Origin of the sequence: Streptomyces crystallinus, assembly GCF_039521265.1 — a bacterium.
GTDB classification, from domain to species: Bacteria; Actinomycetota; Actinomycetes; order Streptomycetales; family Streptomycetaceae; genus Streptomyces; species Streptomyces crystallinus.
The window spans coordinates 1-26,071 of record NZ_BAAACA010000029.1; the positions used below are offsets into that span (position 1 = coordinate 1).

The window sequence follows — 26,071 nt, forward strand, 5'->3', positions numbered from 1 at the left end:
CCCCGCTGCGGCCGCGCCGCCCGCGCCGCTCCGGGCCTGCCCGCCGCCCGCCCGCGTCGCTGTGGGGCGCGGCGCCCCCTCCGCGTCGCTGTGGCCGGCGCCTGCCATCTCCCACGCCGCTGTGGCCGGTGCCTGCCGTCCCCCCCACGACGCTGTGGGCATGCGTGCCGCTAGGGGCGGCACGGGTGGGCACAGCGGCGTCCCCGTTTCCGCCGGGCTGCGCACCCCGTCTGCCCCGGTTCCGCCGTCGGCGGGTGCGGGTGCGTGGGGGCTGGTCGCGCAGTTCCCCGCGCCCCTGAAGGGCCTGGCTACGCCGGCCCCCTCGGGCGACCTGAAGGGCCTGGGCTACGCCCGGCCCCCCGTCGGGCGGCCCGCCGCACCACGTAAGCCCCGCCCGGGGCCCCGCGACCGGTCACGACCTCCGTCGCACCACATACGCCGACCCCCGCTCCCGCCGCGTCTCCCCCACGTACTCCTGCCCCCGCATCTCGCACCACGCCGGGATGTCCAGTCGGGCGGCCTCGTCGTCGGCCAGGATCGTGATCGTGCCGCCCAGGGGGACCTCGGTGATCACCTTCGCGAGTTCGATCACGGGGATCGGGCAGCGTCTGCCCAGCGCGTCGACCGTGAGGTCGGGGGAGGGCGTGGCGGGGGCCGGGGACGGTGTCGGCGCGCCCAGCCGCTCGCGGACCGAGGACACCACCCGGGGCAGCACCGACAGGAAGCGCTCCACGTCGGACGACTCCGTGCCCATGGGAAGGGAGACCCGGACGTTCCCCTCGCTCAGCACCCCCATCGCCCGCAGCACATGGCTCGGCGTCAGCGTGCTGCTCGTACAGGACGAACCGGACGAGACGGAGAAGCCTTCGCGGTCCAGCTCGTGCAGCAGGGTCTCCCCGTCGACATAGAGACAGGAGAAGGTCACCAGATGCGGCAGCCGCCGCACCGGGTCCCCGACCACCTCCACGTCCGTCACCAGCTCCGCCACCCGGGTGCGCACCCGGTCCACCAGCTCCCGCAGCCGGGCCGCCTCGGCCGCCGCCTCCGCCCGTACCGCCCGCAGCGACGCGGCCGCCGCCACGATCGCCGGAAGGTTCTCGAAGCCGGGGGCCCGGCCCGACTCGCGCTCGTCGGCGGGGCCCCGCGGGGCGAACCGGACGCCCTTGCGGACCGCGAGCAGCCCCACCCCCGCCGGCCCGCCCCACTTGTGCGCGCTCGCGGCCAGCAGCGACCAGCCCTCCTCGACCGGGCCCCACGCCAGCGACTGGGCCGCGTCCACCAGCAGCGGCACCCCCGCCTCCCGGCACGCCCGGGCCACCTCGCCCACCGGCTGGACCGTGCCGACCTCGTGGTTGGCCGACTGGAGGCAGGCCAGCGCGGTGTCGGGGCGCAGGGCGGCGGCGTACGCGGCGGGGGAGACGGCCCCGGTCCGGTCGACCGGCACCTGGGTCACCTCGCCTCCGTCCGCCTCCAGGGCGCCGCCCGTGTGCAGTACGGAGGAGTGCTCCACGGCCGAGACGACCAGATGGCGGCCGACGCGCCGGCGCCCCGCGAGGGCGCCGTACATCCCGTCGTGCACCGCGCGTGTCCCCGAAGAGGTGAACACGAGCTCGTCCGGACGGCAGCCGACCGCCTCGGCCGCGGCCTCCCGGGCCGCGTCGAGCAGCAGCCGGGCCCGCCTGCCCTCGCGGTAGAGCCGGGCGGGGTCGGCCCACCCCTCGTCCAGGGAGGCGAGCAGGGCCTGGCGGGCGACGGGGTGCAGGGGCGCGGAGGAGGCGGCGTCGAAGTAGGGCACCCGGTCACGCTAACCCCGGGCCGGGCGGCCGGAGCGGGGCCGACCCGCCCCGACCGGTACAGGAAGCCCCGTCAGATACCCCCCGGAGGCCCGGATTCCACCCCTTCGGGGGCCCCGGCGGCGCGTTGGGCACCCTCCCCGCGCGACCCCAAATAGCGTCCAGTAGGGTTTGGTCCGCATAAACATCCAAACCCCTGCCCGCGGCCAGGGCGGCGACCGACCAGCGAGACGGACGGCCGGAGCCGGCCGGCGCGGGCGAGACTCTCGGGAAGGCGCTACGTGAGTCCCAACGGCTCCGACCGCTCGTCGCGGCGCCCGATGCGGCGGAAGCTGCTGCAGGTGCTGACCGCGGGCCTGGTCCTGGCTACCGCCTCCGGTTGCTCGTACAACTGGAAAGACTTCCCTCGCCTCGGTATGCCCACCCCGGTGACGGAGGAGGCTCCGCGGATCCTCTCCCTCTGGCAGGGTTCGTGGGCGGCCGCGCTCGCCACGGGCGTGCTGGTCTGGGGCCTGATCCTGTGGAGCGTCATCTTCCACCGGCGCAGCCGCACCAAGGTCGAGGTACCTCCGCAGACCCGGTACAACATGCCCATCGAGGCGCTGTACACGGTCGTCCCCCTCATCATCGTCTCGGTGCTCTTCTACTTCACCGCGCGCGATGAGTCGAAGCTCCTCGAGCTCTCCCCGAAGCCGGCCCACACCGTCAACGTGGTCGGCTACCAGTGGAGCTGGGGCTTCAACTACGTCGAGAACGTGGACGGCGACCCGGCCTCGGGCGACGCCGCGAAGTCCAAGGAGCTGTCCGCCATCCCGGACCGCTTCACCAAGGACTTCCCGGCCGGCGCCGACGGCGTCTACGACGTCGGCATCCCCGGCACGCGGAACCCGCAGACCGGAAACCCCGGGCCCACCCTGTGGCTGCCCAAGGGCGAGAAGGTCCGCTTCGTGCTGACGTCCCGTGACGTCATCCACTCCTTCTGGGTGGTCCCCTTCCTGATGAAGCAGGACGTCATCCCGGGGCACACCAACTCCTTCGAGGTGACCCCGACCCAGGAGGGCACCTTCCTCGGCAAGTGCGCCGAGCTGTGCGGTGTCGACCACTCCCGGATGCTCTTCAACGTGAAGGTCGTCTCCCCGGAGCGCTACCAGCAGCACCTCAAGGAGCTGGCGGCGAAGGGCCAGACCGGCTACGTGCCGGCGGGCATCGCTCAGACCGACCCCGCCAAGAACGCGGAGACGAACAAACTGTGAGCATCCTCAACGAATCTCAGGGTGCCGCGGCAGCAGACGACTCGTACGAGAACGAGCTGCCGGTCCGGCGCAAGCAGCCGGGGAACGTCGTCGTGAAGTGGCTGACCACCACTGACCACAAGACGATCGGCACGATGTATCTGGTCACGTCGTTCGCGTTCTTCTGCATCGGCGGCCTGATGGCGCTCTTCATGCGCGCCGAGCTGGCCCGACCCGGCACGCAGATCATGTCGAACGAGCAGTTCAACCAGGCGTTCACGATGCACGGCACGATCATGCTGCTGATGTTCGCGACGCCGCTGTTCGCCGGATTCGCGAACTGGATCATGCCGCTGCAGATCGGCGCGCCCGACGTGGCGTTCCCGCGGCTGAACATGTTCGCCTACTGGCTCTACTTGTTCGGCTCGCTGATCGCGGTCGGTGGCTTCCTCACCCCGCAGGGCGCGGCCGACTTCGGCTGGTTCGCCTACTCCCCGCTGTCGGACGCGGTCCGCTCGCCGGGCGTCGGCGCCGACATGTGGATCATGGGTCTGGCCTTCTCCGGCTTCGGCACGATCCTCGGCTCGGTCAACTTCATCACCACGATCATCTGCATGCGCGCGCCCGGCATGACGATGTTCCGGATGCCGATCTTCGTGTGGAACGTCCTGCTGACCGGTGTGCTGGTCCTGCTCGCGTTCCCGGTCCTGGCCGCCGCGCTGTTCGCCCTGGAGGCGGACCGCAAGTTCGGTGCCCATGTCTTCGACGCGTCCAACGGCGGCGCACTGCTGTGGCAACACCTCTTCTGGTTCTTCGGCCATCCAGAGGTGTACATCATCGCCTTGCCCTTCTTCGGCATCATCTCCGAAGTCATCCCAGTGTTCTCAAGAAAGCCGATGTTCGGCTACATGGGCCTGGTGGGCGCGACGATCGCCATCGCCGGTCTGTCCGTGACCGTGTGGGCCCACCACATGTACGTCACCGGCGGCGTGCTGTTGCCGTTCTTCTCGTTCATGACGTTCCTCATCGCGGTACCGACCGGTGTGAAGTTCTTCAACTGGATCGGCACGATGTGGAAGGGCTCGCTGTCCTTCGAGACACCGATGCTCTGGGCCGTCGGCTTCCTGATCACCTTCACCTTCGGTGGTCTGACCGGCGTCATCCTGGCCTCGCCGCCGATGGACTTCCACGTCTCCGACTCGTACTTCGTCGTCGCGCACTTCCACTACGTCATCTTCGGCACCGTGGTCTTCGCGATGTTCTCCGGCTTCCACTTCTGGTGGCCGAAGTTCACCGGCAAGATGCTGGACGAGCGGCTGGGCAAGATCACCTTCTGGACGCTGTTCGTGGGCTTCCACGGCACGTTCCTGGTGCAGCACTGGCTCGGTGCCGAGGGCATGCCGCGTCGTTACGCGGACTACCTCGCGGCCGACGGCTTCACCGCGCTGAACACGATCTCGACCATCAGCTCGTTCCTGCTCGGTCTGTCGATCCTGCCGTTCATGTACAACGTCTGGAAGACGGCGAAGTACGGCAAGAAGATCGAGGTCGACGACCCGTGGGGCTACGGCCGTTCGCTCGAGTGGGCGACGTCGTGCCCGCCGCCGCGGCACAACTTCCTCACCCTGCCGCGTATTCGCTCCGAATCCCCGGCGTTCGACCTGCACCACCCGGAGATCGCGGCTCTCGACCAGCTCGAGAACCACGGCGCCGGTGACAAGGCGCTCTCCGGTGGCAAGGAGGCCGGCAAGTGAAGATCCAGGGCAAGATGTTCCTCTGGCTCTCCGTCTTCATCCTGATCATGGCCGTCGTGTACGGCGTGTGGTCGAAGGAGCCGGCCGGTGCCACCGCTCTCGTGATGGCCTTCGGCCTGAGCGTGATGATCGGCTTCTACCTGGCCTTCACGGCCCGGCGGGTCGACGCGGGTGCGCAGGACGACAAGGAGGCCGATGTCGCGGACGACGCCGGTGAGCTGGGATTCTTCTCCCCGCACAGCTGGCAGCCGCTCTCGCTGGCGGTCGGTGGCGCGCTCGCGTTCCTGGCCATCGCGATGGGCTGGTGGCTGCTGTACTTCTCGGCGCCGCTGATCCTGGTCGGCATCTACGGCTGGGTGTTCGAGTACTACCGCGGCGAGAACCAGAACCAGTAGGTCCTCGCACGCACCTGTGAAGGGGCCCCGCGGCTCGGACGAGCCCGCGGGGCCCTTTCGCGTACCCGGGGCCGGGCGCGGGGCCCCTCGGCCGCGCCGGGGAGTCCCGGGGGCCGCCGCCCGTTTGCAGTCACCCGGCGCGCCGAACCGGCCCGCTCTTCATAACGTGTGGTCATGAGTCACGCACCGCGTACCCGTACCGTCCTCGGCTGCACCCTGCTGGTCACCGCCCTCGGGGCGGGCGCCACCGGGTGCGGCGGCTCCGACGGCAACCCGCTCTCGGCCAAGCCGTACGACGCGGCGGGCCAGGTCGCGTACAACGGCCCGGCGGGCAGCGCCAAGGCGGATCCGGACCGGCCGCTGGAGATCACCGCCAGGGGCGGCCGCGGGCGCATCACGGACGTGACCGCCGCCGACGCGGCGGGCCGCTACCTCGCCGGCGAGCTGGACGGCGACGGCCACCGCTGGCACTCCACGGCCCCGCTGGTGGCCGGCACCCACTACACGGTGGTGGTCTCCACGGAGGACTCGGACGGGGCTCCTGGGCGCCGTACGCTGACGTTCGACACGACCGCGCCCAAAGACGCCGTGAAGGTGGAATTCGGCCCGGACAAGGGCAAGTACGGCGTCGGACAGCCCATCACGGCGGAGCTCAGCAAGCCGGTGAAGGACAAGGCGGCCCGCGCGGTCGTCGAGCGCGCCCTGAAGGTCGAGTCCACGCCCGCCACCGAGGGCGCCTGGTACTGGGTCGACGACAAGACGCTGCACTACCGGCCCAAGGAGTACTGGCCCACCCACGCCACCATCCGGGCCACCTCGCGCCTGGAGGGGGTGAAGATCGCCGACAAGCTGTACGGCGGCCCCGCGCAGCCCCTGAAGATCACCACGGGCGACCGGATCGAGGCCATCACGGACGCGTCCTCGCACTACATGACGGTCAAACGCAACGGAGAAGTGATCAATACCATTCCGGTGACCACCGGAAAGCCGGGCTTTTCCACCCGAAACGGCGTCAAGGTGGTGCTGGGCAAGCAGTACTTCGTACGGATGCGCGGGGAGACGGTCGGTATCTCCTCCAACAGCGCCGACGCGTACGACCTGCCGGTCTACTACGCCACCCGGGTCACCTGGAGCGGCGAGTACGTGCACGCGGCGCCCTGGTCGGTGGGCTCGCAGGGCGCCGAGAACGTCAGCCACGGCTGTACGGGCATGTCCACCGGGAACGCGGCCTGGTTCTTCGAGACCGTGACCGAGGGCGACATCGTCAAGGTCGTCAACAGCATCGGCGAGGACATGACGCCCTTCGACAACGGCTTCGGCGACTGGAACGTCGACTGGGACAAGTGGCGCAAGGGCAGCGTGCTCCAGGCCGACCTGAAGGCCGGGCAGAGCAAGCTGAACTCCGCCCGGCTGCGGCCCCAGGTCTGAGACCCGGTGGGGGGATCAGGCCCGGGTGGCCAGGGCGCCGTCCGGGCGGCGCGAGCGGATCAGGGCGGCCAGCGCGGCCGCGAACTCCACCGGCTCGACCGGGAGGGTCACCGCGGCGTCCGCACGGCTCCAGGTGGCCAGCCAGGCGTCCTGCGGGCGCCCGATGAGCAGCAGCACCGGCGGGCACTCGAAGATCTCGTCCTTGATCTGCCGGCACACCCCCATGCCGCCGGCCGGGACGGCCTCCCCGTCCAGGACGCACACGTCGATGCCGCCGCGGTCCAGCTCCTTGAGGACGGCGTGCGGGGTGGCGCACTCCAGGAAGGTCACCGGGGGAACGTCGGAGGCGGGCCTGCGTCCGGCGGCGAGCCGCACCTGCTCACGGGTGTTCGCGTCGTCGCTGTAGACAAGTACGGTGGCGCTCGACTGCATTGTTCCTCCGATTCGACGGCGGTACGGGCTCGGGAGCCGATGCGCGGATGCTACTCCGTCCGACACCGTGTCAACACCGGTTCGGCGAGCGCCCGGATGGGCCGTTCGGGCAGGACACGGGGTGCGGACACACCGAACGGCACCCCCCGGAGTGAGCGCGAGATAAGCGACCGACATAATGTCGGTCGTGGCGACAGCAACGACAGTAGAAACCGGGCACGCGCACCCGTCGGTCAATCGGCCGAACCTCACCAGCGTCGGAACCATCATCTGGCTGAGTTCCGAGCTGATGTTCTTCGCGGCCCTCTTCGCGATGTACTTCACCCTGCGATCGGTGACGGGTGCCGAGCACTGGAAGGAAATGGCGTCCTCGCTGAACCTTCCGTTCTCGGCGACGAACACCACGATCCTGGTGCTCTCCTCCCTCACGTGCCAGCTCGGCGTCTTCGCCGCCGAGCGGGGCGACGTGAAGAAGCTGCGCACCTGGTTCACGATCACGTTCGTGATGGGTGCGATCTTCATCGGAGGCCAGGTCTTCGAGTACACCGAGCTGGTGAAGAAGGACGGCCTCTCGCTGTCCTCCGACCCGTACGGCTCGGTGTTCTACCTGACCACCGGCTTCCACGGTCTGCATGTGACGGGCGGTCTGATCGCCTTCCTGCTGGTCCTCGGCAGGACCTACGCGGCCAGAAGGTTCACCCACGAGCAGGCGACCGCCGCCATCGTCGTGTCCTACTACTGGCACTTCGTCGATGTCGTCTGGATCGGCCTCTTCGCCACGATCTACCTGATCAAGTAATCGGGCCCGCAGACCCGACACCATCCCGCATCGACGCAGAAGATCCTGACACCGGGGTAATCCGTGAAAAAGCTCTCCGCACGACGACGCCATCCGCTGGCGGCGCTCGTCGTCCTACTCCTCGCGCTGGCGGCCACCGGGGGGCTGTACGCCGCGTTCGCGCCCGCGGACAAGGCGAAGGCCGACGAAACCGCCCAGTCCCTCGCCATCGACGAGGGCAAGAAGCTCTACTCCGTCGGCTGCGCCAGCTGCCACGGAACCGGCGGTCAGGGCACCTCTGACGGCCCCTCCCTGGTCGGCGTCGGCTCCGCCGCCGTGGACTTCCAGGTCGGCACCGGCCGTATGCCGGCGCAGCAGCCCGGCGCCCAGGTGCCGAAGAAGAAGGTCATCTACTCGCAGGCCGAGATCGACCAGCTCGCCGCGTACGTCGCCTCCCTCGGCGCCGGCCCGATCAAGCCGACCGAGAAGCAGTACAGCCCGGAAGGCGCGGACATCGCCAAGGGTGGCGAGCTGTTCCGCACCAACTGCGCCCAGTGCCACAACTTCTCCGGCAAGGGCGGTGCGCTCACGCACGGCAAGTACGCCCCGAGCCTGGAGGGCGTGGAACCGAAGCACATCTACGAGGCCATGCAGACCGGCCCGCAGAACATGCCGTCCTTCCCCGACACGACGATGCCGCAGAAGCAGAAGCAGGACATCATCGCGTACCTGGACGCCGTGAACAGTGAGAAGACGGCGAGCCCCGGTGGCCTCTCGCTCGGTGGCCTCGGCCCCGTCAGTGAGGGTCTGTTCGCGTGGATCTTCGGCCTCGGTGCCCTCATCGCAGTCGCCATCTGGATCGCGGCCCACTCCGCTAAGGCCAAGAAGTCATGAGTAGCCAAGACAATTCCGAGAACCTGCCCAGCGAGCAGGACCCCGAGCACGGCTCGGTCGAGCGCGCCCGCGACCCGTTCGCGGACCCGGGGCTGCCGCCCCACCGCCCGCGCGTCCAGGACATCGACGAGGCGGCCGCCAGGCGCTCCGAGCGCGTGGTCGCCGGTCTCTTCATGCTCTCGATGGTCGCGACGGTCGGCTTCATCGCCTCCTTCGTGATCTTCCCGATCGACAAGATCGTCTACATCTTCCCGTTCGGGCACGTCAGCGCGCTGAACTTCTCCCTGGGTCTGACCCTGGGCGTCGCGCTGTTCTGCATCGGCGCCGGCGCGGTCCACTGGGCCCGCACGCTGATGGCCGACGAGGAGATGTCGGACGACCGCCACGAGATCGCCGCGCCGCCGGAGGTCCGCGAGAAGGTCATGCAGGACTGGGCGGACGGCGTCCGCGAGTCCGGCTTCGGCCGCCGCAAGCTCATCCGCAACACCATGTACGGCGCGCTGGCCATGGTGCCGCTCGCGGGTGTGGTGCTCCTGCGCGACCTGGGCACCCTGCCCGAGGACAAGCTGCGCAAGACGATGTGGGCCAAGGGCAAGGCCCTCATCAACATGAACACCAACGAGCCGCTGCGTCCCGAGGACGTGGCCGTCGGTTCGCTCACCTTCGCCAAGCCCGAGGGCCTGGAGGAGGACCAGCACGACTTCCAGACCCAGATCGCCAAGGCCGCCCTGATGATCGTCCGGCTCCAGCCGGAGAACATCAAGGACAAGCGCGAGCTGGAGTGGTCGCACCAGGGCATCGTGGCGTTCTCGAAGATCTGCACCCACGTCGGTTGCCCGATCAGCCTGTACGAGCAGCAGACCCACCACGTGCTCTGCCCGTGCCACCAGTCCACCTTCGACCTCTCCGACGGGGCCCGCGTCATCTTCGGCCCGGCCGGTCACGCTCTGCCGCAGCTGCGCATCGGCGTGAACAGCGAGGGTTACCTCGAAGCGCTCGGCGACTTCGAAGAGCCCGTCGGTCCTGCCTTCTGGGAGCGCGGATGAGCACCACCACTGCGACAGACGAACGGCGCGAGCCCGGAAACGGCGAGAAGTTCGCCGACTGGGCGGACGGCCGGCTGGGGATCTACACCCTGGCCAAGACCAACATGCGCAAGATCTTCCCGGACCACTGGTCCTTCATGCTGGGCGAGATCTGCATGTACAGCTTCATCATCATCATCCTCACGGGTGTGTATCTGACGCTGTTCTTCCACCCGAGCATGAACGAGGTCGTCTACGACGGCTCCTACGTTCCGCTCCAGGGTGTGCGGATGTCCGAGGCGTTCAACTCGACCATGCACATCAGCTTCGATGTGCGCGGTGGTCTGCTGATCCGGCAGATCCACCACTGGGCGGCGCTGATCTTCCTCGCCGGCATGTTCGTGCACATGATGCGCGTCTTCTTCACGGGCGCGTTCCGCAAGCCGCGCGAGGTCAACTGGCTCTTCGGCTTCCTGCTGTTCTTCTGCGGCATGTTCACCGGCTTCACCGGCTACTCGCTCCCGGACGACCTGCTCTCGGGCACCGGCGTCCGGTTCATGGAGGGCGCCATCCTGGGCGTGCCGGTCGTCGGCACGTACCTGTCGTTCTTCATCTACGGCGGCGAGTTCCCCGGCGGCGACTTCGTGGCCCGGTTCTACTCGGTCCACATCCTGCTGCTGCCCGGCATCATGCTCGGCCTGATGATCACTCACCTGATCCTGGTCTTCTACCACAAGCACACCCAGTTCGCGGGCCCCGGCCGCACCAACAAGAACGTCGTGGGCGCCCCGCTGCTGCCCGTCTACACGGCCAAGGCCGGTGGCTTCTTCTTCCTGGTGTTCGGTGTCATCGCGGTCATCGCGGCGATCGCCTCGATCAACCCGATCTGGGAGATCGGCCCCTACCGCCCGGACCAGGTGTCGACCGGCGCCCAGCCCGACTGGTACATGGGCTTCGCCGAAGGCCTCATCCGGGTGATGCCGGGCTGGGAGATCAACCTGTGGGGCCACACGCTGGTCCTGGGTGTGTTCATCCCGCTGGTGATCTTCCCGCTGGTGCTCTTCGCGATCGCGGCCTACCCGTTCATCGAGGCCTGGATCACCAAGGACACCCGCGAGCACCACATCGCCGACCGTCCGCGCAACGCTCCCGTCCGCACCGGTATCGGTGTGGCGTGGGTGACCGCGTACATGGTGATGCTGGTCGGCGGTGGCAACGACCTGTGGGCGACCAACTTCCACCTGTCGCTCAACGCCATCACCTGGTTCGTCCGGATCGCCTTCTTCGTCGGCCCGGTCGTCGCGTTCATCGTCACCAAGCGGATCTGCCTGGGCCTGCAGCGCCGGGACGCCGAGAAGGTGCTGCACGGTCGGGAGACCGGCATCATCAAGCGGCTGCCGCACGGTGAGTTCGTCGAGGTCCACGAGCCGCTCGACGCCGGTCAGCTCTACAAGCTCACCGCGCACGAGCAGACCCGCCCGGCCGAGCTGCCGGCGGCCGTCGACGAGAACGGTGTCAAGCGCAAGGTCTCCGCGATGGAGAAGCTGCGCGTCAAGCTCCACAAGGGTTACTTCGGCGAGCAGAGCCAGATCGCCAAGCCGACCGCCGAGGAGTTCGAGGAGATCACCAGCGGCCACGGCCACCACTGATCCCCTCCCAGCGTCACCGCTGTACGCCACACAGCACAGGGCCCCGTCCAGGCGATGGACGGGGCCCTTCGCCGTGTCCCGGGCTGGATAGGGTGTTCCCATCCCTTATCCGTCGATGGACCCAGGAGCGGACCATGAACGTTGTGACCCCGGTAGGCGGCGACAGCGTGGCGGCCTACTCCTGGCCGGGCGTACTGGACGCCCTGCTGAACGGCGCCGACCAGAGCGCCGAGGCCACCGCCTGGGCGATGGACTCGATCATGCGCGGCGAGGCGACCGACGCGCAGATCGCCGGCTTCGCGGTGGCCCTGCGGGCCAAGGGCGAGACGGTGGCGGAGATCACCGGCATGGTCCGGGCGATGTACGAGCACGCCAACCTCATCGAGGTGCCCGGCCCGACCGTCGACATCGTCGGCACCGGCGGCGACGGCGCCAAGACCGTGAACATCTCCACCATGTCCGCCATCGTGGTGGCGGGCACCGGCGCCAAGGTCGTCAAGCACGGCAACCGGGCCGCCTCCTCCGCCAGCGGCGCCTCCGACGTCCTGGAGAAGCTCGGCGTCAACCTCGACCTCACCCCCCGCCAGGTGGTCCGGGTCGCCGAGGAGGCGGGCGTCACCTTCTGCTTCGCGGTCAAGTTCCACCCCGCCCTGCGGTACGTGGCCGCCGCCCGCCGCGAGCTCGGCATCCGCACCACCTTCAACTTCCTCGGCCCGCTCACCAACCCGGCCCGGGTCAAGGCCCAGGCCACCGGTGTGGCGGACGCGCGGATGGCGCCGATCGTGGCCGGGGTGCTCGCCGAGCGCGGCTCCCGCGCGCTGGTGTTCCGGGGCGACGACGGCATGGACGAGCTCACCACCACCGCGACCTCCCGGGTGTGGGTGGTACGGGACGGGTCGGTGCGCGAGGAGGCGTTCGACCCCAGGGACGTCGGCATCGACCTGGTGCCCGTCGAGGCGCTGCGCGGGGCCGACTCCTCGTACAACGCGGATGTGGCCCGGCGGCTGCTGGCCGGGGAGACCGGGCCGGTGCGGGACGCGGTGCTGCTCAACTCGGCGGCGGCGCTGGTCGCCCTGGAGCCCGGCGGCGGCAGCCTGGCGGACCAGATCCGGGACGGCATCGCCCGGGCGGCCGAGTCGGTGGACTCCGGGGCGGCGAGACGCGCCCTGGAGCGGTGGGTGGCCGCCAGCAACGCCTGAGGTCGCTCCTCCGGTGTGACGCGAGGTGTGACGCAAGGCGCAGTCCGGCATCCGGACTGCGCCTTGCGCGTACGCGGACGTATGGCAGGATGCTTTCCAAGGTCATGAGTGACAGCGACTACGGCCCCGGCCCGCTGTCCGGCAACCCTCCGTCCGTGGCGGGGTGCCCCGGGTGAAGACCAGGCCGCAGACAACAAGGTCTGCGGCAAGCGCGGACCCCTGCGCACTCTTTCTGTGAGTGGCGCGTCCCTGGGGTCCTGGTCCTCAAGGGAGCAGTCTCGTGAGCAAGCGAATGCGATAGGGCCTTCGGCCCCTTTCTCTGTACACCTCCGTACGCCTTCCGCACCTCTGCTCGGCGTACGTCGAGGTCAACCCCCGCACATCCGGCGCCGGTCGGTCCGCCGCCGTGTCGTGGGGCTCCACAGTCGTTTCGCCTCGTCCCGCCGGGAGATACCGCCATGTCCGCATACGCGTCCACGTCCACGACCGCCGCCACTTCCGCCGCCACTTCCGCCTCCGTCTCCGCGTCCGCCGCCTCCGCCTCCGCCTCCGCCGAGGAGCCCTGCTGCGCCGCGCCGCTGCCGGTGCTCGGCCGGGACGTCACCGTGCCGCTGGTCACCGGCGGCGAGGTGACCTACGCGGCCCTCGACTACGCGGCGAGCGCCCCGGCCCTTCAGCGGGTGTGGGACGACGTGGCCGCGTACGCCCCCTACTACGGCAGCGTCCACCGGGGTGCGGGCTACCTCTCGCAGCTGTCCACGGACCTCTTCGAGAACAGCCGGGCGGCGGTGGCCGAGTTCCTCGACTGCCGCCCCGCCGACCAGGTGGTCTTCACCCGCTCGACGACGGACTCGCTCAACCTGCTCGCCCAGGTGCTCCCGGCCGACTGCCAGGTCTTCGTCTTCGAGACCGAGCACCACGCCTCGCTGCTGCCGTGGCGGGACGCGCGGGTGACCTACCTCGACGCGCCGCGTACGCCGCAGCAGGCGGTGCGGACGCTGGAGCAGGCGCTCGCCGACCGCGACCCGTACGGCCCCGCCCTGGTCTGCGTCACCGGTGCCTCCAACGTCACGGGCGAGCTGTGGCCGGTACGGGAGCTGGCGGCGGCCGCGCACGCGCACGGGGCGCGGATCGTGCTGGACGCGGCGCAGCTGGCGCCCCACCACCCCGTCTCGGTGCGGGAGTTGGACGTCGACTGGATCGCGTTCTCCGGGCACAAGCTGTACGCGCCGTTCGGCTCGGGTGTGCTCGCGGGCCGCGCGGACTGGCTCCAGGCGGCCGAGCCGTACCTGGCGGGCGGCGGCGCCTCGCGCAAGGTCGCGCGGCGTACCGACGGCGGGGTGGACGTCGAGTGGCACACCACGGCCGCCCGCCACGAGGCCGGCTCCCCGAACGTGATCGGCGTCTACGCCATCGCGTCCGCCTGCAAGGCGCTCACCGAGGCGGGCTTCGACCAGCTGGTGGAGCGGGAGCGGCATCTGATCGCGAAGGTGCGGGAGGGGCTGGCGGCCCTTCCGCAGGTGCGCGTGCTGTCCCTGTTCGGCGATGACGCGCCGAGGGTCGGCGTGATCTCGTTCGTCGTCGACGGCTGGAACAGCTCGCACTTCGCGGCGGCGCTGTCGGCGGAGTACGGGATCGGGGTGCGGGACGGCCTGTTCTGCGCGCACCCGCTGGTGCGGACGCTGCTCGGTGGCTCGGAGCAGGAGCCCGGGGAGTGCGGGGCGCCCGAGGGGGCGCCGGGGTCCCTGAACGCGATCCGGGTCAGCTTCGGGGCGGGGACGCCGGATGAGCATGTGGAGCGGTTTGTGGGGGCGGTGCGGGAGTTGTGCGCGGAGGGGGCGAAGTGGTCGTACCGGGTGGAGGACGGCCGCTGCGTCCCCGCGGTCTGAATTGCCCCTCCCCACCCCTTCCCTAAACCCTCCGGGGGTGGGTGGGGGCTGAGGACGGTTTCCCGGGGGCTGCGCTCCCGGACCCCATCGCGGGCCTGCGGCCCCTGCACCCCGTTTTCGTCCGCGGGCCGGTGGCCGCTCCTCGCGCAGTTCCCCGCGCCCCTAACTGCCTAGGGGCGCGGGGAACTGCGCGAGCAACCCAGCACGGTCCGCAGACGACGGCGTACCCAGGAATGACCGGTTCTGCCGCCCGCCCAAGGGCTACGCGTCGAGGCCGATCGCGAACGCCGCCTCCAGGTCGTGCTGGGAGTACGTGCGGAACGCCACGTGCGTGTCCGTGACCTCGACGCCGGGGATCTTGCTGATCCGGCCGGGGATGATGTCCGCGAGGTCGTCGTGGCGGGCCACCCGGACCAGGGCGATCAGGTCGTAGGTGCCGGTCACCGAGTACACCTCGCTGACGTTCTCCAGCGACGCGATCGACTCCGCGATCTCGGGGATCCGGTCCACGCTGGTCTTGATGAGCACGATCGCGGTGATCACGGCTGGTTCTCTCCCTCGGTGGCGGCCGACGCGGATGGCTTCGGTCGTTTCGGTCGTTTCACTCTAGCCGTCCCCCGGAAGCGGACCCAGGCGTAGAGAAAGCCCAGGCCGAAGCCGACCAGATGGGCCAGATAGGCCACCCCGGGCCCGGTCGGGGCCGCCCGTACGGCCAGCCACTGCAGCACGAACCAGAACACCAGCACCGGAGCCGCCGGGAAGCGCAGCGGGAGGAAGAAGAGGAAGGGGAAGAGGCTGGTCACCCTCGCCCGGGGGAACAGGTAGAGAAAGGCGCCCAGCACGGCCGAGATCGCCCCGGACGCGCCCACCAGCGTCTGGTCGGAGGCCGAGTGCGCCATCGCGTACGCCAGCAGGGCGAGGTAGCCCGCGCCCAGATAGAACAGCGCGAAGCCGATCCTGCCCATGCGCTCCTCGGCCATCACGCCGAAGACGTAGAGGAAGAGCATGTTGCCCAGCAGGTGCAGCCAGTTGCCGTGCACGAAGAGGGCCGTGAGGGGGGTGACGAGCGCGCCGGGGTCACCGGCCGTGAGTTCGTTCGGGATGACACCCCAGCGGGCGAAATACGCGCTCTGGGCGGCGAGCAGCGCGTCCCCCGTCCCGTACGAGGGATTGAGACCCGACACGGGGCTCATGAGGAAGACCAGGCAGCAGGTCGCCAGCACGGTGTAGGTGACCGCGGGGCCCCGCGCCACCGCCGTCCGTACGACGCTCGGCTTGATCATGAAAAGAGCATGACGTAACAGGACCGATGGGTACAGACCGCCTCGCCGTGCCGGGGGGTACCCGGTAGGCCGTAGGGTTACGGGCAGTACATCCGCAGTTCGACGGCGCACCGCGAGATCCTGGACCACCGCTTCGACAGCCTCGACAGTCTCGACGGCTTCGACGCGAGAACCGTGGAAAGAGGACGGCACCACATGACGACGAGCGTTCCCCTCCCGAGCGCCACCACCCGGTGGCGCTGCACCCTCTGCGGCAATCTCACCCGCTTCGACGTCACCCGCTCGTCGAAGGTCGTCGAGTACGTCCATCTGGACCTCGCCGGGGAGCCGAAGGTCGAGGAACGCGAGGTGGTCAGTGAGACCATCGAGTCGGTGCGCTGCCGCTGGTGCAACGCGGTGGACCAGATCGAGCTGGTGGACAGGCCGGGCGCCGGCTCCGAGTGAGCGGCCCCGGTGAGTGACGGACGACAGTTGAGGTGACCGATCGTGGAGCATGCAAGCGGTGCCGACCCGGCCGGCGCGGCCGGTGACGGCCCCGCCGAGGTGCTCGACCGACCGCTTCCCGAAGGGGTGCGGCGCAGGGTCGTCGCGCTGGTCTCGGACGCCTTCGGCGGGCTGACCGTCGCCGAACTGCCCTCGCAGTTGCGGCAGTACGCCCGTTTCACCCCGACTCGTCGTGCCAAGTTCGCGGGCAACGCGATGGCCGCCGCCCTGGAGTCCGACCCGGTCTTCCGCCAGCGGATCGGGGAGCGGCTCAAGGAGGCGCAGCCGGAGCTGGCGGGCGCCCTGGAGTCCGGCGCGCCGCCCGCGGCCGCCGACCCGGTGGACGTGGCGGCCGCCGCGTATGTGCTGCGGCCCACCGGCTGGGTCAAGCTGGTCGCCGCCGCCGGCGAGGAGGCCCAGCGCGCCGACGCCGAGCGGGCCGACGAGGAGGGCCGGCGCGAACTGGAGCGGCTGCGCCAGGAGCTGGCCGAGGCGCACGAGCGGCTGCGCACCGAGCAGGAGGAGCTGCGCGCCGAACTGGCCGCGGCCCGCAAGGAGGCCGAAGCGCTCCAGCGCAAGCTGCGCAGCGCGCTCAGCGACGTCAAGCGCGGCGAGGCCGCCCTGCGCAAGGTCACCGGCGAGATCGACGGGATCAGAGCGGAGGCGGCGGCCCAGGTGGCCGCCGCCGAGAGCGAGTCGCGGCGGATCAGGACCCGGCTGGGCGAGGCCGAGGCGTCCGTGGAGGCGAGCCGCCGCGCGGTGCGCGAGGGCCGCTCGATCGAGGACATGCGGCTGCGGCTGCTGCTCGACACGGTGCTGGACGCGGCCTCCGGGCTGCGCCGTGAACTCGCCCTGCCCCCGGCCTCGGTGCGGCCCGCCGACACCGTGGAAGCGGTCGAACCGGGGCAGATGACCCCGAAGGACATCGCGGCCCGGGCGCTCTCGGAGACCGATCCGGCGCTCCTCGACCAGCTGCTCGCACTGCCCCAGGTGCATCTGCTGGTGGACGGCTACAACGTCACCAAGACCGGCTATCCGACGATGCCGTTGGAGAAGCAGCGGCTGCGGCTGCTCGGCGGTCTCTCGGTGCTCGCCGCGCAGACGGGCGCCGAGGTCACCTGCGTCTTCGACGGGGCGGAGCTGGCCGCCCCGGTGCTCCTTGCACCACCCAGGGGCGTACGGGTGCTCTTCTCGAAGCCGGGTGTGACCGCCGACGAGCTGATCCGCCAGCTGGTGCGGGCGGAGCCGTCGGGGCGGCCGGTGGTGGTCGTCTCGACCGACCGCGAGGTGGCCGACGGGGTGGCCAAGGCCGGGGCCCGGCCCGTTGCGTCCGTCATGCTCTTGAAGCGGCTTTCGCGCGTCTAGCAACTCCTGCGTTCAATGCCCGAATTCGGGTGATCGGTTCCCAGCGCTCCGTCAAGTGCCCATTACTACGCGTGGGATGACTGTAAAGAATCCTTCTCGCGACCGAGTTTTTTGCTATCAGGATTTGAACTGATCACAAGAGGGTCACTAGGGTCGGGGCTCGAACCTTCACGCGGTAGATCACTCGTCCGGGGTGACCGTGGAGGTCCCGCCGAGTCTGCGCTGTTCGGCGGCTGAGGAAGAAGGAGCTCGCCTTCGTGGCGTCCCACCGTCGACCCAAGCCCGCGAGCCGTACCCGCGTGACCGTGCTCACCGCGACCGCCGCCGCGGCCGTCGCTCTCACGTCCCAGGCCGCGCACGCGGACCCGAAGCCGTCGAAGAGCGAAGTGAAGTCCAAGGTCGACAAGCTCTACGACGAGGCCGAGCAGGCGACGGAGAAGTACAACGGCGCCAAGGAGAAGCAGGACCAGCTGGAGAAGCAGGTCGGCGCGCTCCAGGACAAGGTGGCCCGCGGCCAGGACGAGCTCAACAAGCTCCGCGACGGCCTCGGTTCGATGGCCTCGGCGCAGTACCGCTCGGGCGGCATCGACCCCTCGGTCCAGCTCTTCCTCTCCGCCAACCCGGACGACTTCCTGGACAAGGCCTCCTCGCTGGACCAGCTGAGCGCCAAGCAGACCGAGGCGCTCCAGAAGATCCAGGAGAAGCAGCGCAGCCTGGCGCAGCAGCGCAAGGAGGCCCAGGACAAGCTCAAGGACCTCGCGGACACCCGCAAGGAGCTCGGCACCAAGAAGGCCGAGACCCAGTCCAAGCTCGCCGCCGCGCAGAAGCTCCTCAACTCCCTGACGGCCGCCGAGAAGGCGTCCCTGGCCGCCGACGACGCGCGTGCCAACCGCGCCAACGAGCGCGCCGACCTCGGCCACGAGGCGCCCGCCTCGGGCCGCGGCGCCGCGGCCCTGGCGGCCGCCCAGAGCCAGATCGGCAAGCCGTACGTCTACGGCGCCACCGGCACCGCCTCGTTCGACTGCTCCGGGCTCACCTCCTGGGCCTACCGCCAGGCGGGCGTCTCCATACCCCGCACCTCGCAGGCCCAGGCCGGCGCCGGTACCCAGATCGGCCGCAGCCAGCTCAAGCCGGGCGACCTGGTCCTGTTCTACGGCGACCTGCACCACGTCGGCCTCTACGCGGGCAACGGCCAGGTGCTGCACGCCCCCAGGCCCGGCGCCTCCGTGCGCTACGAGGCGATGGACAACATGCCGTTCCAGTTCGGCGTCCGCGTCAGCTGAACCGCCGCTGATCCGACGCGTATAACAACTCGGTTGCCGCCGCCCTCCGAACGGGCGAATTCCGGCGGCCCGCGCTGACGCCACGCCCCGCCGGTGACCTGTGTTCTCCGGCGGGGCGTCACTTTGCGTACACGCCGGGGTCTTTGGACCCCGTGTGGTCGTCCGACTACTGTCCGGCGTGCGGTTCCCCCCGTGACTCGTCCGCCCGCCCGGGCGGCAGGGGCCCGCGCAGCGGAAGGAGTGCGGCTTCCTTGGCGTCCCATCGCCGTCCCACGCAGTCCGGCCTCTCCCAGAGCACCCGGGTCACCGTCCTGTCCGCCGCGGCGGCCACCGCGGCCGCGGCCTTCGCCGCGCCCGCGAGCGCCGACCCGGGCGCCACCGGCAAGGAGCGGGTCGACCGGCTCTTCGCCCAGGCGGAGGAGGCCACCGAGCAGTACAACAAGGCGGAGGAGCACGCCGGCCTGCTGCGCGAGCAGGTCCGGCACGCGCAGGACAGCGTCGCCCGCGGCCAGGAGCGCATCAACCGGATGCGGGGCGCGCTCGGCGCCATCGCGGGCGCCCAGTACCGCGCGGGCGGCCTCGACCCCTCGATCGCGCTGCTGCTCTCCGAGGACCCTGACACGTATCTCGACAAGGCGGCCGCCCTCGACCGGATCGGCGAGCGCCAGAGCGCCGAGCTGCGCGAACTCCAGCACGAGCAGCGGCGGATCGGCCAGCAGCGCACCGAGGCCACCCGCAAGCTCGCCGAGCTGGAGCGCAGCCGCGTCGAGGTGGCCCGGCACAAGCGCACGGTCGAGTCCAAGCTCGCCGAGGCCCGCCGGGTGTTGCTCGCGCTGCCGACCGCCGAGCGCGCCGCCTTCGACCGCGTCTCGCGCTCCGGGCGCGGCGCGCTGCCCGGCCCGGTCGGATCGGTGCCCGCCTCCGGGCGCGCGGCGGCCGCGGTGGCGGCGGCCCGCCAGGCCGTCGGCAAGCCCTATGTGTGGGGCGCCAACGGGCCCTCCGGCTTCGACTGCTCGGGCCTGATGCAGTGGTCCTACGCCCACGCGGGCGTGGGGCTGCCGCGCACCTCGCAGGCGCAGCGGTACGCCGGGCAGCGGGTCTCGCTCGCCGAGGCGCAGCCCGGAGACCTGGTCGCCTACCGCTCCGACGCCAGCCATATCGCGATGTACGTGGGCAACGGCCAGGTGATCCACGCCCCCTACCCGGGCGCGCCGGTGCGCTACGACCCGGTGGGCATGATGCCGATCTCCTCGGTCACCCGCGTGTGAACGTACGATCGGGAGGATGGCGTACGGCTGGCTGAGCGGCACAGGGCGACGGCGCACGGCGGGACTCGGGCTCGCCGTGCTGCTGTGCGCCTCGGCCTGCTCGGGCCCGGCCCACGCCCCCGACCCCGTCACCGGGCAGGTGCAGCGCACCCTGGACGGGCGGGCGGCCGCCGTCCTCGGGCACGACGAGAACGGCTATCTGGCCGCCCTCGACCCGGGCGCGGGAGCCCTGCGGGCCGCCCAGCGCGCCGAGTTCGCCAATCTGCGCCAGGTGCCGCTGAGCGCCTGGGCGTACCGGGTGACCGACGTCAGCCGCAAGGGCGACCGGGCCACCGCCGAGGTCGAGCTGCGCTACCGGCTCGCCGGGTACGACAGCGCGCCGGTCACCTCGGCCAGGGTCGTGGACCTCGACGAGCGGGCCGGGCGCTGGTACGTGACGGGCGACCGGGCGGGCGAGGGCGCCGCCGAACCGCTCTGGCAGCAGGGCCCGGTCGCCGTGGTGCGCGGCACGCACAGCCTGGTCCTCGGCGTCGGCCAGGAGCCGCGGCTGCTCCAGCGGATCGCGCGGACCGCCGACCGCGCGGTGCCCGCCGTCTCGGCCGCCTGGCCGGGCCGCTGGGCCAACCGGATCGTGGTCCTGGTGCCCGCCTCGCTCGACGCGATGGCGGCGCTGCTCGCCGCGCCCCCGGCCTCGTACCGCGGCATAGCGGCGGTCACCACGGGCGCCACGGGCGGGGCCGGGACGGCGGCCGCGGACCGGGTGATCGTCAACCCCGAGGCGTACGGCGTCCTGGGCGACCTCGGCCAGCGGGTCGTCCTCACCCATGAGACCACCCATGTCGCCACCCGCGCCCGCACCTCGCCCGCGACCCCGATGTGGCTCTCGGAGGGCTACGCGGACTGGGTCGGCTACCGGGGCACCGGGCGCACCGCCGCCGAGGCCGCGCCGGAGCTCCAGCAGGCGGTGCGGCGCGGTGAGCCGCCCGCCGCGCTGCCGGCCGACGCCGACTTCGGCTTCGAGGGCGGCGCGGACCGGCTGGCGCGCGCGTACGAGGGCGGCTGGCTGGCCTGCCGCATGATCGCCCAGCGCTGGGGCGAGGCGAAGCTCGCCGCCCTCTACACCGAGGTGGGCGGGCAACGGCACCGCGAGGGCGCGCTGGAGAAGGCGATGAACGACCAGCTGGGCACCACGCCCGAGGAGTTCACCGCGCTGTGGCGCGGCTATGTCCGCGACCAGCTGGGCTGAGCGCCGCGCGGGTCACCCCTCCAGCGCCTCGATCGCCTCGGTCAGCCACTTCTTCTCGGCCGTCCCGGTCGCCCGGGCGATCCTGAGCATCCCCTGGCGGAACAGGTCGGGGCTCTCCTCGGCCCGCACGGGCTCGCCGTCGCGGTAGAAGAAGCTCGCCGGGGTGTTCAGGAACGCCTGGCGGCGGCGGAGGACGGCGGCCTGCTCGGCCGGGTCGGGCAGCCGCCCCAGGAACGCCAGCAGGGTGAAGAACCGCTGCCCGTCGGTGATGTCGACGTCCTTGGGGTGGCGCAGCCGCTCGCGCAGCTCGGCGCGGCCCGCGTCGGTGAGGAAGAGGATCCGGCGCGGCGCGGCGCCGCTGCCCGGCCCGGTGCGCTGCTCCAGCTTCCCGGCCTTCACCAGCCGGGTGATCGCCGGGTAGAGGGCGCCGTCGCTCACCGGCCGGACATGGCCGCTCAGCCCTCGGATGCGCTCCTTGAGTTCATAGCCGTGCAGCGGCTCCTCGTCGAGGAACCCCAGGATCGTCAGCTCCAGCACCCACTTCTCCTCTCGGCCCCGCCATGGTATCTCTTTTCGCTGTACCTCGAATCGAGGTACAGCGAAAAGAGGGGGAGGAATGTCCGTGGTCTCCGCGATCTCCGTGGGCTCCGTGTCGCACCGCCGTCGGCTGGTCTCGCTCGCGTACCCGGTCTACTTCGAGCTCCTGGCCGGGGTCGCGGCCGGGGTGATCAACATGGTCTGGGTGGCCCGGCTCGGCGGGGACTCGGTCGCCGCCGTCGCCGTCGCCACCAATGTGGAGAACCTGCTGCTCGGCCTGATCCTGATGGCGGGCACCGGCACCACCGTGCTGGTCGCCCGGGCCAGGGGCGCCGAGGACCCGGGCGGCATCCGGGCGGCCGTGCGCGGCGGCTGGGCGCTGTGGGCGCTGATCACGCCGGTGGTCGCCGTCGGCGGCTACCTCTGCCGCGAGCCGCTGGCCCGGCTGGTGCTGGGCGGCGCGGACGCGCGCGTACTCGCCCTGGCCTGCGGCTACTTCGCGATCGCACTGCCCGGCACGGCCGTCTTCTTCGCCACCAACGTCGTCGACGGCATCCTCAAGGGCACGGGGGACACCCGCACCCCGATGCGGCTCGCCTTCCTCGCCAACGCGCTGATCCTCGTCCTCGACCCGCTGCTGATCCTCGGCTGCGGCCTCGGCGTGCGCGGCGCGGCCCTCGCCACCGTCACCGGCCGGGCGGCCGCCCTCGCCGTCGGCCTGCGGGCGCTGCGGCGCGACCCGCACCTGCGCGCCGCCCGGCGGGCCGCGGCGCGCGGATCACGGGCCGCCGCCCTGCGCCGGACCTTCGCCACCGGCCTGCCGATGTCGCTGGACTTCGTCGTACGGATGGCCGGGGCGCTGGCGCTGGTCGCGGTGGTCGCCCGGATCGGGGTGGGCGAGGTCGCCGCGTACGGCATCGCCACCAAGGCGATGTACACCGCCACCATGGCCTTCTACGCGGTACGCCAGGCCGCCTCCCTCCACACCGCCCATCTGCTCGGCGCCGGGCGCGACGAGAGGTTCGCGGTGGGACGCGCGGCCGTGCTCCTCTCGGGCGGCCTCGGGCTCACGGCCGCGCTGCTGCTGCTCGTGACCGCGCCCTGGATCATGGCGGCGTTCGGCGCCACCGGCCAAGTCGCGGCGGCCGGGGCGCTCTATCTGCGGTGCCTGGGCCCGTACCTCGTGCTGCTCTGCGTCGTCATCGCGCTGGGCGGGGTCTTCCAGGGCGGCGGCGGCAGCCCGGCGCTCGCCGGGATCACCGCGAGCGGCGTCGCCCTCCAACTGCCGCTGGCGCTCGGCCTGTCCGGGCTCGGGCTGCCGGGGATCTGTCTGGCCATGGCGCTCTCGATGGGACTCCAGTGCGCCGCCGTCGTACGGATGCACCGGCGGCTGCGTACGGCGGGTCAGCGCACCAGCACCGAGAAGACCCTGGCGCGGACCTGCTGAACGGGCAGCGGGCGCACCGGAACCGTGCTCCGCCACAGCCGCCGGCAGGCGCTCACCGACGCCACGGCCAGGAGCCCGTTGCGGACGAACAGGAGCAGCACCCCCAGCCAGTCGCTCGCTACCACGTGCGAGAACCAGACCGGGAACTCCAGCAGGGTCACCCCCGAGGCGGCCAGCACCAGATACGCGGGCCGGGCCATCGGGGAGCGCCGGAAGACCAGGCACACCGCCGCGAGCCCCACCAGCCAGATCAGATACTGCGGGCTGATCACCCGGCTGGTGGTGGTGAAGAGCAGCACGGCGGTGAAGGCGGCGTCGGCGAGGGTGCCGGGACCGGTGCGGCGCGCCCGCAGCCGCCACACCAGCAGCCAGCCGAACGCCAGCGCCGTCAGAGCCATCGCCAGCGTGGAGACCAGCGGCACGTACGGGCCGAGGAACTCCACCGACCCGTAGTTCAGCTGCACCCGGCCCCGCCAGCCGAGATGGCGGGCCACATGGAAGACGAGGGCGCCCAGCGACTCGACCTCGGTGCCACGGTCCCGCTGGAAGGTCAGGAACGCGAAGGCGCCGGGTGCGAGCGCGTGGCAGACCAGCAGGAACGCTCCCGCGGTCACGGCCGCCGCCGCCCACGCCCGGCGGGGCGCCCGGGCGAGCAGCAGCACCGGCCACCCCTTCAGCAGCGCGCCGAACGCGGCCAGCGCGCCCAGGGTCCGGGGGCGGCGCACCCCGGCCAGCAGCGCGGCCACCGCGACGGCCGTCACCATCAGGTCGTAGCGCGCGTACGCGGTCGGCCCCAGCAGCGGTACGCCCCAGACCCAGAGCCGGGCGCCCGCGCGGGACTTGCCGGGGCGCCCGGCCGCGTACAGGAGCAGCCCGAACACCAGCGTGTCCGCGAGGAGCGCGAGGACGAAGAAGCCGCTGGCGTAGTCGAGGAAGGGGAGCGCGGCGGGGGAGAGGATCGCGAGCGCGGCGGCCGGCGGGTACTGCCAGGTGACGTCGTCCAGCGGATACGTGCCGGTCCTCAGCACCTCGTACCAGCCCTGGTAGATGACCGAGACGTCGCTGGTGACGTCCGGGCCCGGGACGACCAGCACCCGCAGGACGCAGAGCAGCAGCAGGCACCGGGTGACGGCGAACACGGCGAGCAGGCCGCGCACGCTCCCCGTGTTTCCCGTGCCGCTTCCCGTGCCTCTTCCTTCCGACATGCACACCCCGTCCCTGTATCAGGCGTATCCGGCCGTTGTGCCCGAAGCAGTCATGATGCAGGGCGGGGCCGGGCGCGAGCGACGAGGCGGGGCCGTTCGGTACTGTCGGCGGCGATGCACAAGACGTTGATCGTGACCAATGACTTCCCGCCGCGCCCCGGCGGGATCCAGGCGTTCCTGCACAACATGGCGCTGCGGCTGGACCCCGAGCAGCTCGTCGTCTACGCCTCCACCTGGAAGCGCGGCCGCGAGGGCGCCGCGGCGACCGCCGCCTTCGACGCCGAGCAGCCGTTCACCGTGGTCCGCGACCGCACCACCATGCTGCTGCCCACGCCCCGGGTGACCCGGCGGGCGGTCGGCCTGCTCAAGGAGCACGGCTGCTCCTCGGTGTGGTTCGGGGCCGCGGCGCCGCTCGGTCTGATGGCGCCCGCGCTGCGCCGGGCGGGCGCGGAACGGCTGGTCGCCACGACGCACGGACACGAGGCGGGGTGGGCCCAGCTGCCCGGCTCGCGGCAGCTGCTGCGGCGGATCGGCGAGGGTACGGACACGCTCACGTATCTGGGCGAGTACACCCGCTCGCGGATCTCGGCCGCGTTGACGCCGTCGGCGGCGGACCGGATGGTCCAACTGCCGCCCGGCGTGGACGAGAAGACCTTCCACCCCGGGTCGGGCGGCGCCGAGGTCCGCGCCCGGCTCGGCCTCTCCCACCGCCCCGTCGTCGTCTGCGTCTCCCGGCTGGTCCCGCGCAAGGGCCAGGACACCCTGATCCTGGCGATGCCCGAGATCCTCGCGCGGGTGCCGGACGCGGTGCTGCTGATCGTGGGGGGCGGGCCGTACGAGAAGGAGCTCCGCGCCCTGGCCGACCGGACCGGGGTGGCGGCCTCGGTCCGCTTCACCGGCCCCGTGCCGTGGGCCGAACTGCCCGCGCACTACGGCGCCGGTGACGTCTTCGCGATGCCCTGCCGTACGCGCCGGGGCGGCCTCGACGTCGAGGGCCTCGGCATCGTCTACCTGGAGGCCTCGGCGACGGGCCTCCCGGTGGTGGCGGGCGACTCGGGCGGCGCGCCGGACGCGGTCCTGCCCGGCGAGACGGGGTGGGTGGTGCGGGGCGGCTCCCCGGAGGAGTCGGCGTCCCGGATCGTGACGCTCCTCCAGGACGAGGAGCTGCGGCGTCGGATGGGGGAGCGGGGGAGGGCGTGGGTGGAGGAGAAATGGCGCTGGGACCTGCTGGCGGAGAAACTCCGCGCCCTGCTTTGAGGATGCCCCCTGTTGTGCCCGGCCTTTGTCTGCGGCTGAGTGGCCGGTCGCTCGCGCAGTTCCCCGCGCCCCTAAAGGCCTGTGGCTGAGCTGGGTTCTCCGGCTGCGGCCAACCCCCCTAGGGGCGCGGGGAACTGCGCGACCAGCCACCCACGCACCCGCAGACGAAGGCCGGGCGCAACACATTCCCATTTCTGATGGTGACTCAGATTTAAGACAACGTGAACGC

Annotated in this window: 23 protein-coding genes and 1 riboswitch; of the genes, 17 read left to right on the forward strand and 6 right to left on the reverse strand. The window is 71.4% G+C overall.

Going from position 1 to position 26,071, the window contains the following annotated elements; all coding sequences use genetic code 11:
- Positions 1-412 precede the first annotated feature (412 nt).
- Entirely contained in the window at positions 413-1,795 is a 1,383-nt protein-coding gene (locus ABD236_RS21720; protein WP_344075694.1) for a cysteine desulfurase/sulfurtransferase TusA family protein, read from the reverse strand.
- Between the two features lie 279 nt (positions 1,796-2,074).
- Here ABD236_RS21720 and ctaC point away from each other — a divergent pair, with 279 nt between their 5' ends.
- From ctaC to ABD236_RS21740, 4 genes are all read left to right on the forward strand, one after another.
- Entirely contained in the window at positions 2,075-3,046 is a 972-nt protein-coding gene (gene ctaC, locus ABD236_RS21725; RefSeq protein WP_344075696.1) for an aa3-type cytochrome oxidase subunit II, read from the forward strand.
- Entirely contained in the window at positions 3,043-4,779 is a 1,737-nt protein-coding gene (gene ctaD, locus ABD236_RS21730; RefSeq protein ID WP_344075698.1) for an aa3-type cytochrome oxidase subunit I, read from the forward strand. Before ctaC ends, ctaD begins: the two co-directional genes overlap by 4 nt.
- Positions 4,776-5,174: a cytochrome c oxidase subunit 4 gene (locus ABD236_RS21735; RefSeq protein WP_344075700.1), complete on the forward strand. Its 399-nt coding sequence runs from the start codon at positions 4,776-4,778 to the stop codon at positions 5,172-5,174. The genes ctaD and ABD236_RS21735 overlap by 4 nt, the downstream gene beginning before the upstream one ends.
- Positions 5,175-5,348: 174 nt before the next feature.
- Positions 5,349-6,602, forward strand: a complete 1,254-nt coding sequence (locus ABD236_RS21740; protein ID WP_344075702.1) for a L,D-transpeptidase — start codon at positions 5,349-5,351, stop codon at positions 6,600-6,602.
- 15 nt (positions 6,603-6,617) lie between these two features.
- On the opposite strand, the gene ABD236_RS21745 is transcribed toward ABD236_RS21740, so the two are convergent.
- On the reverse strand, positions 6,618-7,034 hold the full coding sequence (locus tag ABD236_RS21745; RefSeq protein WP_344075704.1) for a DNA-binding transcriptional response regulator: 417 nt from the start codon (positions 7,032-7,034) through the stop codon (positions 6,618-6,620).
- 178 nt (positions 7,035-7,212) lie between these two features.
- On the opposite strand from ABD236_RS21745, the gene ctaE reads away from it, so the two are divergent.
- The 6 genes from ctaE to ABD236_RS21775 all read left to right on the forward strand — a co-directional run bounded on the left by ctaE (position 7,213) and on the right by ABD236_RS21775 (position 14,468).
- Positions 7,213-7,833 carry an aa3-type cytochrome oxidase subunit III gene (ctaE, locus tag ABD236_RS21750; RefSeq protein WP_067158287.1) on the forward strand — a complete coding sequence of 207 codons (621 nt, stop codon included), beginning with the start codon at positions 7,213-7,215 and terminating at the stop codon, positions 7,831-7,833.
- A 63-nt stretch (positions 7,834-7,896) separates the two neighbouring features.
- Positions 7,897-8,706, forward strand: a complete 810-nt coding sequence (gene qcrC, locus ABD236_RS21755; protein ID WP_101387985.1) for a cytochrome bc1 complex diheme cytochrome c subunit — start codon at positions 7,897-7,899, stop codon at positions 8,704-8,706.
- Positions 8,703-9,752 (forward strand): cytochrome bc1 complex Rieske iron-sulfur subunit, encoded by a 1,050-nt coding sequence (gene qcrA, locus ABD236_RS21760; protein ID WP_344075711.1) that lies wholly within the window; start codon positions 8,703-8,705, stop codon positions 9,750-9,752. Before qcrC ends, qcrA begins: the two co-directional genes overlap by 4 nt.
- The gene (gene qcrB, locus ABD236_RS21765; RefSeq protein WP_344075713.1) at positions 9,749-11,380 is read left to right on the forward strand and encodes a cytochrome bc1 complex cytochrome b subunit; all 1,632 of its coding nucleotides are present in this window, start codon (positions 9,749-9,751) and stop codon (positions 11,378-11,380) included. The genes qcrA and qcrB overlap by 4 nt, the downstream gene beginning before the upstream one ends.
- Positions 11,381-11,514: 134 nt before the next feature.
- On the forward strand, positions 11,515-12,579 hold the full coding sequence (gene trpD / locus ABD236_RS21770) for an anthranilate phosphoribosyltransferase (protein WP_344075715.1): 1,065 nt from the start codon (positions 11,515-11,517) through the stop codon (positions 12,577-12,579).
- 100 nt (positions 12,580-12,679) lie between these two features.
- Positions 12,680-12,797: riboswitch (SAM riboswitch) on the forward strand.
- Between the two features lie 240 nt (positions 12,798-13,037).
- Positions 13,038-14,468, forward strand: coding sequence for an aminotransferase class V-fold PLP-dependent enzyme (locus ABD236_RS21775; protein ID WP_344075717.1), 1,431 nt, complete (start codon positions 13,038-13,040; stop codon positions 14,466-14,468).
- Between the two features lie 261 nt (positions 14,469-14,729).
- Here the strand turns inward: ABD236_RS21775 and ABD236_RS21780 are convergent, their stop codons facing one another.
- Positions 14,730-15,011, reverse strand: a complete 282-nt coding sequence (locus ABD236_RS21780; protein WP_067158275.1) for an Lrp/AsnC family transcriptional regulator — start codon at positions 15,009-15,011, stop codon at positions 14,730-14,732.
- A complete protein-coding gene (locus ABD236_RS21785) occupies positions 15,008-15,751 on the reverse strand; it encodes a rhomboid family intramembrane serine protease (RefSeq protein ID WP_344075720.1) in 744 nt (247 codons plus the stop codon). The genes ABD236_RS21780 and ABD236_RS21785 overlap by 4 nt, the downstream gene beginning before the upstream one ends.
- Before the next feature lie 195 nt (positions 15,752-15,946).
- Between ABD236_RS21785 and ABD236_RS21790 the strand changes: the two genes are divergently transcribed.
- From ABD236_RS21790 to ABD236_RS21810, 5 genes are all read left to right on the forward strand, one after another.
- Positions 15,947-16,195 carry a hypothetical protein gene (locus ABD236_RS21790; protein WP_344075722.1) on the forward strand — a complete coding sequence of 83 codons (249 nt, stop codon included), beginning with the start codon at positions 15,947-15,949 and terminating at the stop codon, positions 16,193-16,195.
- 42 nt (positions 16,196-16,237) lie between these two features.
- A complete protein-coding gene (locus tag ABD236_RS21795) occupies positions 16,238-17,599 on the forward strand; it encodes an NYN domain-containing protein (RefSeq protein ID WP_425543923.1) in 1,362 nt (453 codons plus the stop codon).
- A gap of 257 nt (positions 17,600-17,856) precedes the next feature.
- The gene (locus tag ABD236_RS21800; protein ID WP_344075725.1) at positions 17,857-18,882 is read left to right on the forward strand and encodes a C40 family peptidase; all 1,026 of its coding nucleotides are present in this window, start codon (positions 17,857-17,859) and stop codon (positions 18,880-18,882) included.
- A gap of 251 nt (positions 18,883-19,133) precedes the next feature.
- Positions 19,134-20,150 (forward strand): C40 family peptidase, encoded by a 1,017-nt coding sequence (locus tag ABD236_RS21805; protein WP_344075727.1) that lies wholly within the window; start codon positions 19,134-19,136, stop codon positions 20,148-20,150.
- A 16-nt stretch (positions 20,151-20,166) separates the two neighbouring features.
- Positions 20,167-21,396, forward strand: a complete 1,230-nt coding sequence (locus ABD236_RS21810) for a hypothetical protein (protein WP_344075729.1) — start codon at positions 20,167-20,169, stop codon at positions 21,394-21,396.
- Between the two features lie 12 nt (positions 21,397-21,408).
- Here the strand turns inward: ABD236_RS21810 and ABD236_RS21815 are convergent, their stop codons facing one another.
- Positions 21,409-21,933: a PadR family transcriptional regulator gene (locus ABD236_RS21815; RefSeq protein WP_344075731.1), complete on the reverse strand. Its 525-nt coding sequence runs from the start codon at positions 21,931-21,933 to the stop codon at positions 21,409-21,411.
- 79 nt (positions 21,934-22,012) lie between these two features.
- Here ABD236_RS21815 and ABD236_RS21820 point away from each other — a divergent pair, with 79 nt between their 5' ends.
- A complete protein-coding gene (locus ABD236_RS21820) occupies positions 22,013-23,380 on the forward strand; it encodes an MATE family efflux transporter (RefSeq protein WP_344075733.1) in 1,368 nt (455 codons plus the stop codon).
- Here the strand turns inward: ABD236_RS21820 and ABD236_RS21825 are convergent.
- Positions 23,338-24,585 (reverse strand): glycosyltransferase 87 family protein, encoded by a 1,248-nt coding sequence (locus ABD236_RS21825; protein ID WP_344075735.1) that lies wholly within the window; start codon positions 24,583-24,585, stop codon positions 23,338-23,340. The genes ABD236_RS21820 and ABD236_RS21825 overlap by 43 nt on opposite strands.
- A gap of 114 nt (positions 24,586-24,699) precedes the next feature.
- Here ABD236_RS21825 and ABD236_RS21830 point away from each other — a divergent pair, with 114 nt between their 5' ends.
- Positions 24,700-25,842: a glycosyltransferase family 4 protein gene (locus ABD236_RS21830; RefSeq protein ID WP_344075737.1), complete on the forward strand. Its 1,143-nt coding sequence runs from the start codon at positions 24,700-24,702 to the stop codon at positions 25,840-25,842.
- Positions 25,843-26,071 lie beyond the last annotated feature (229 nt).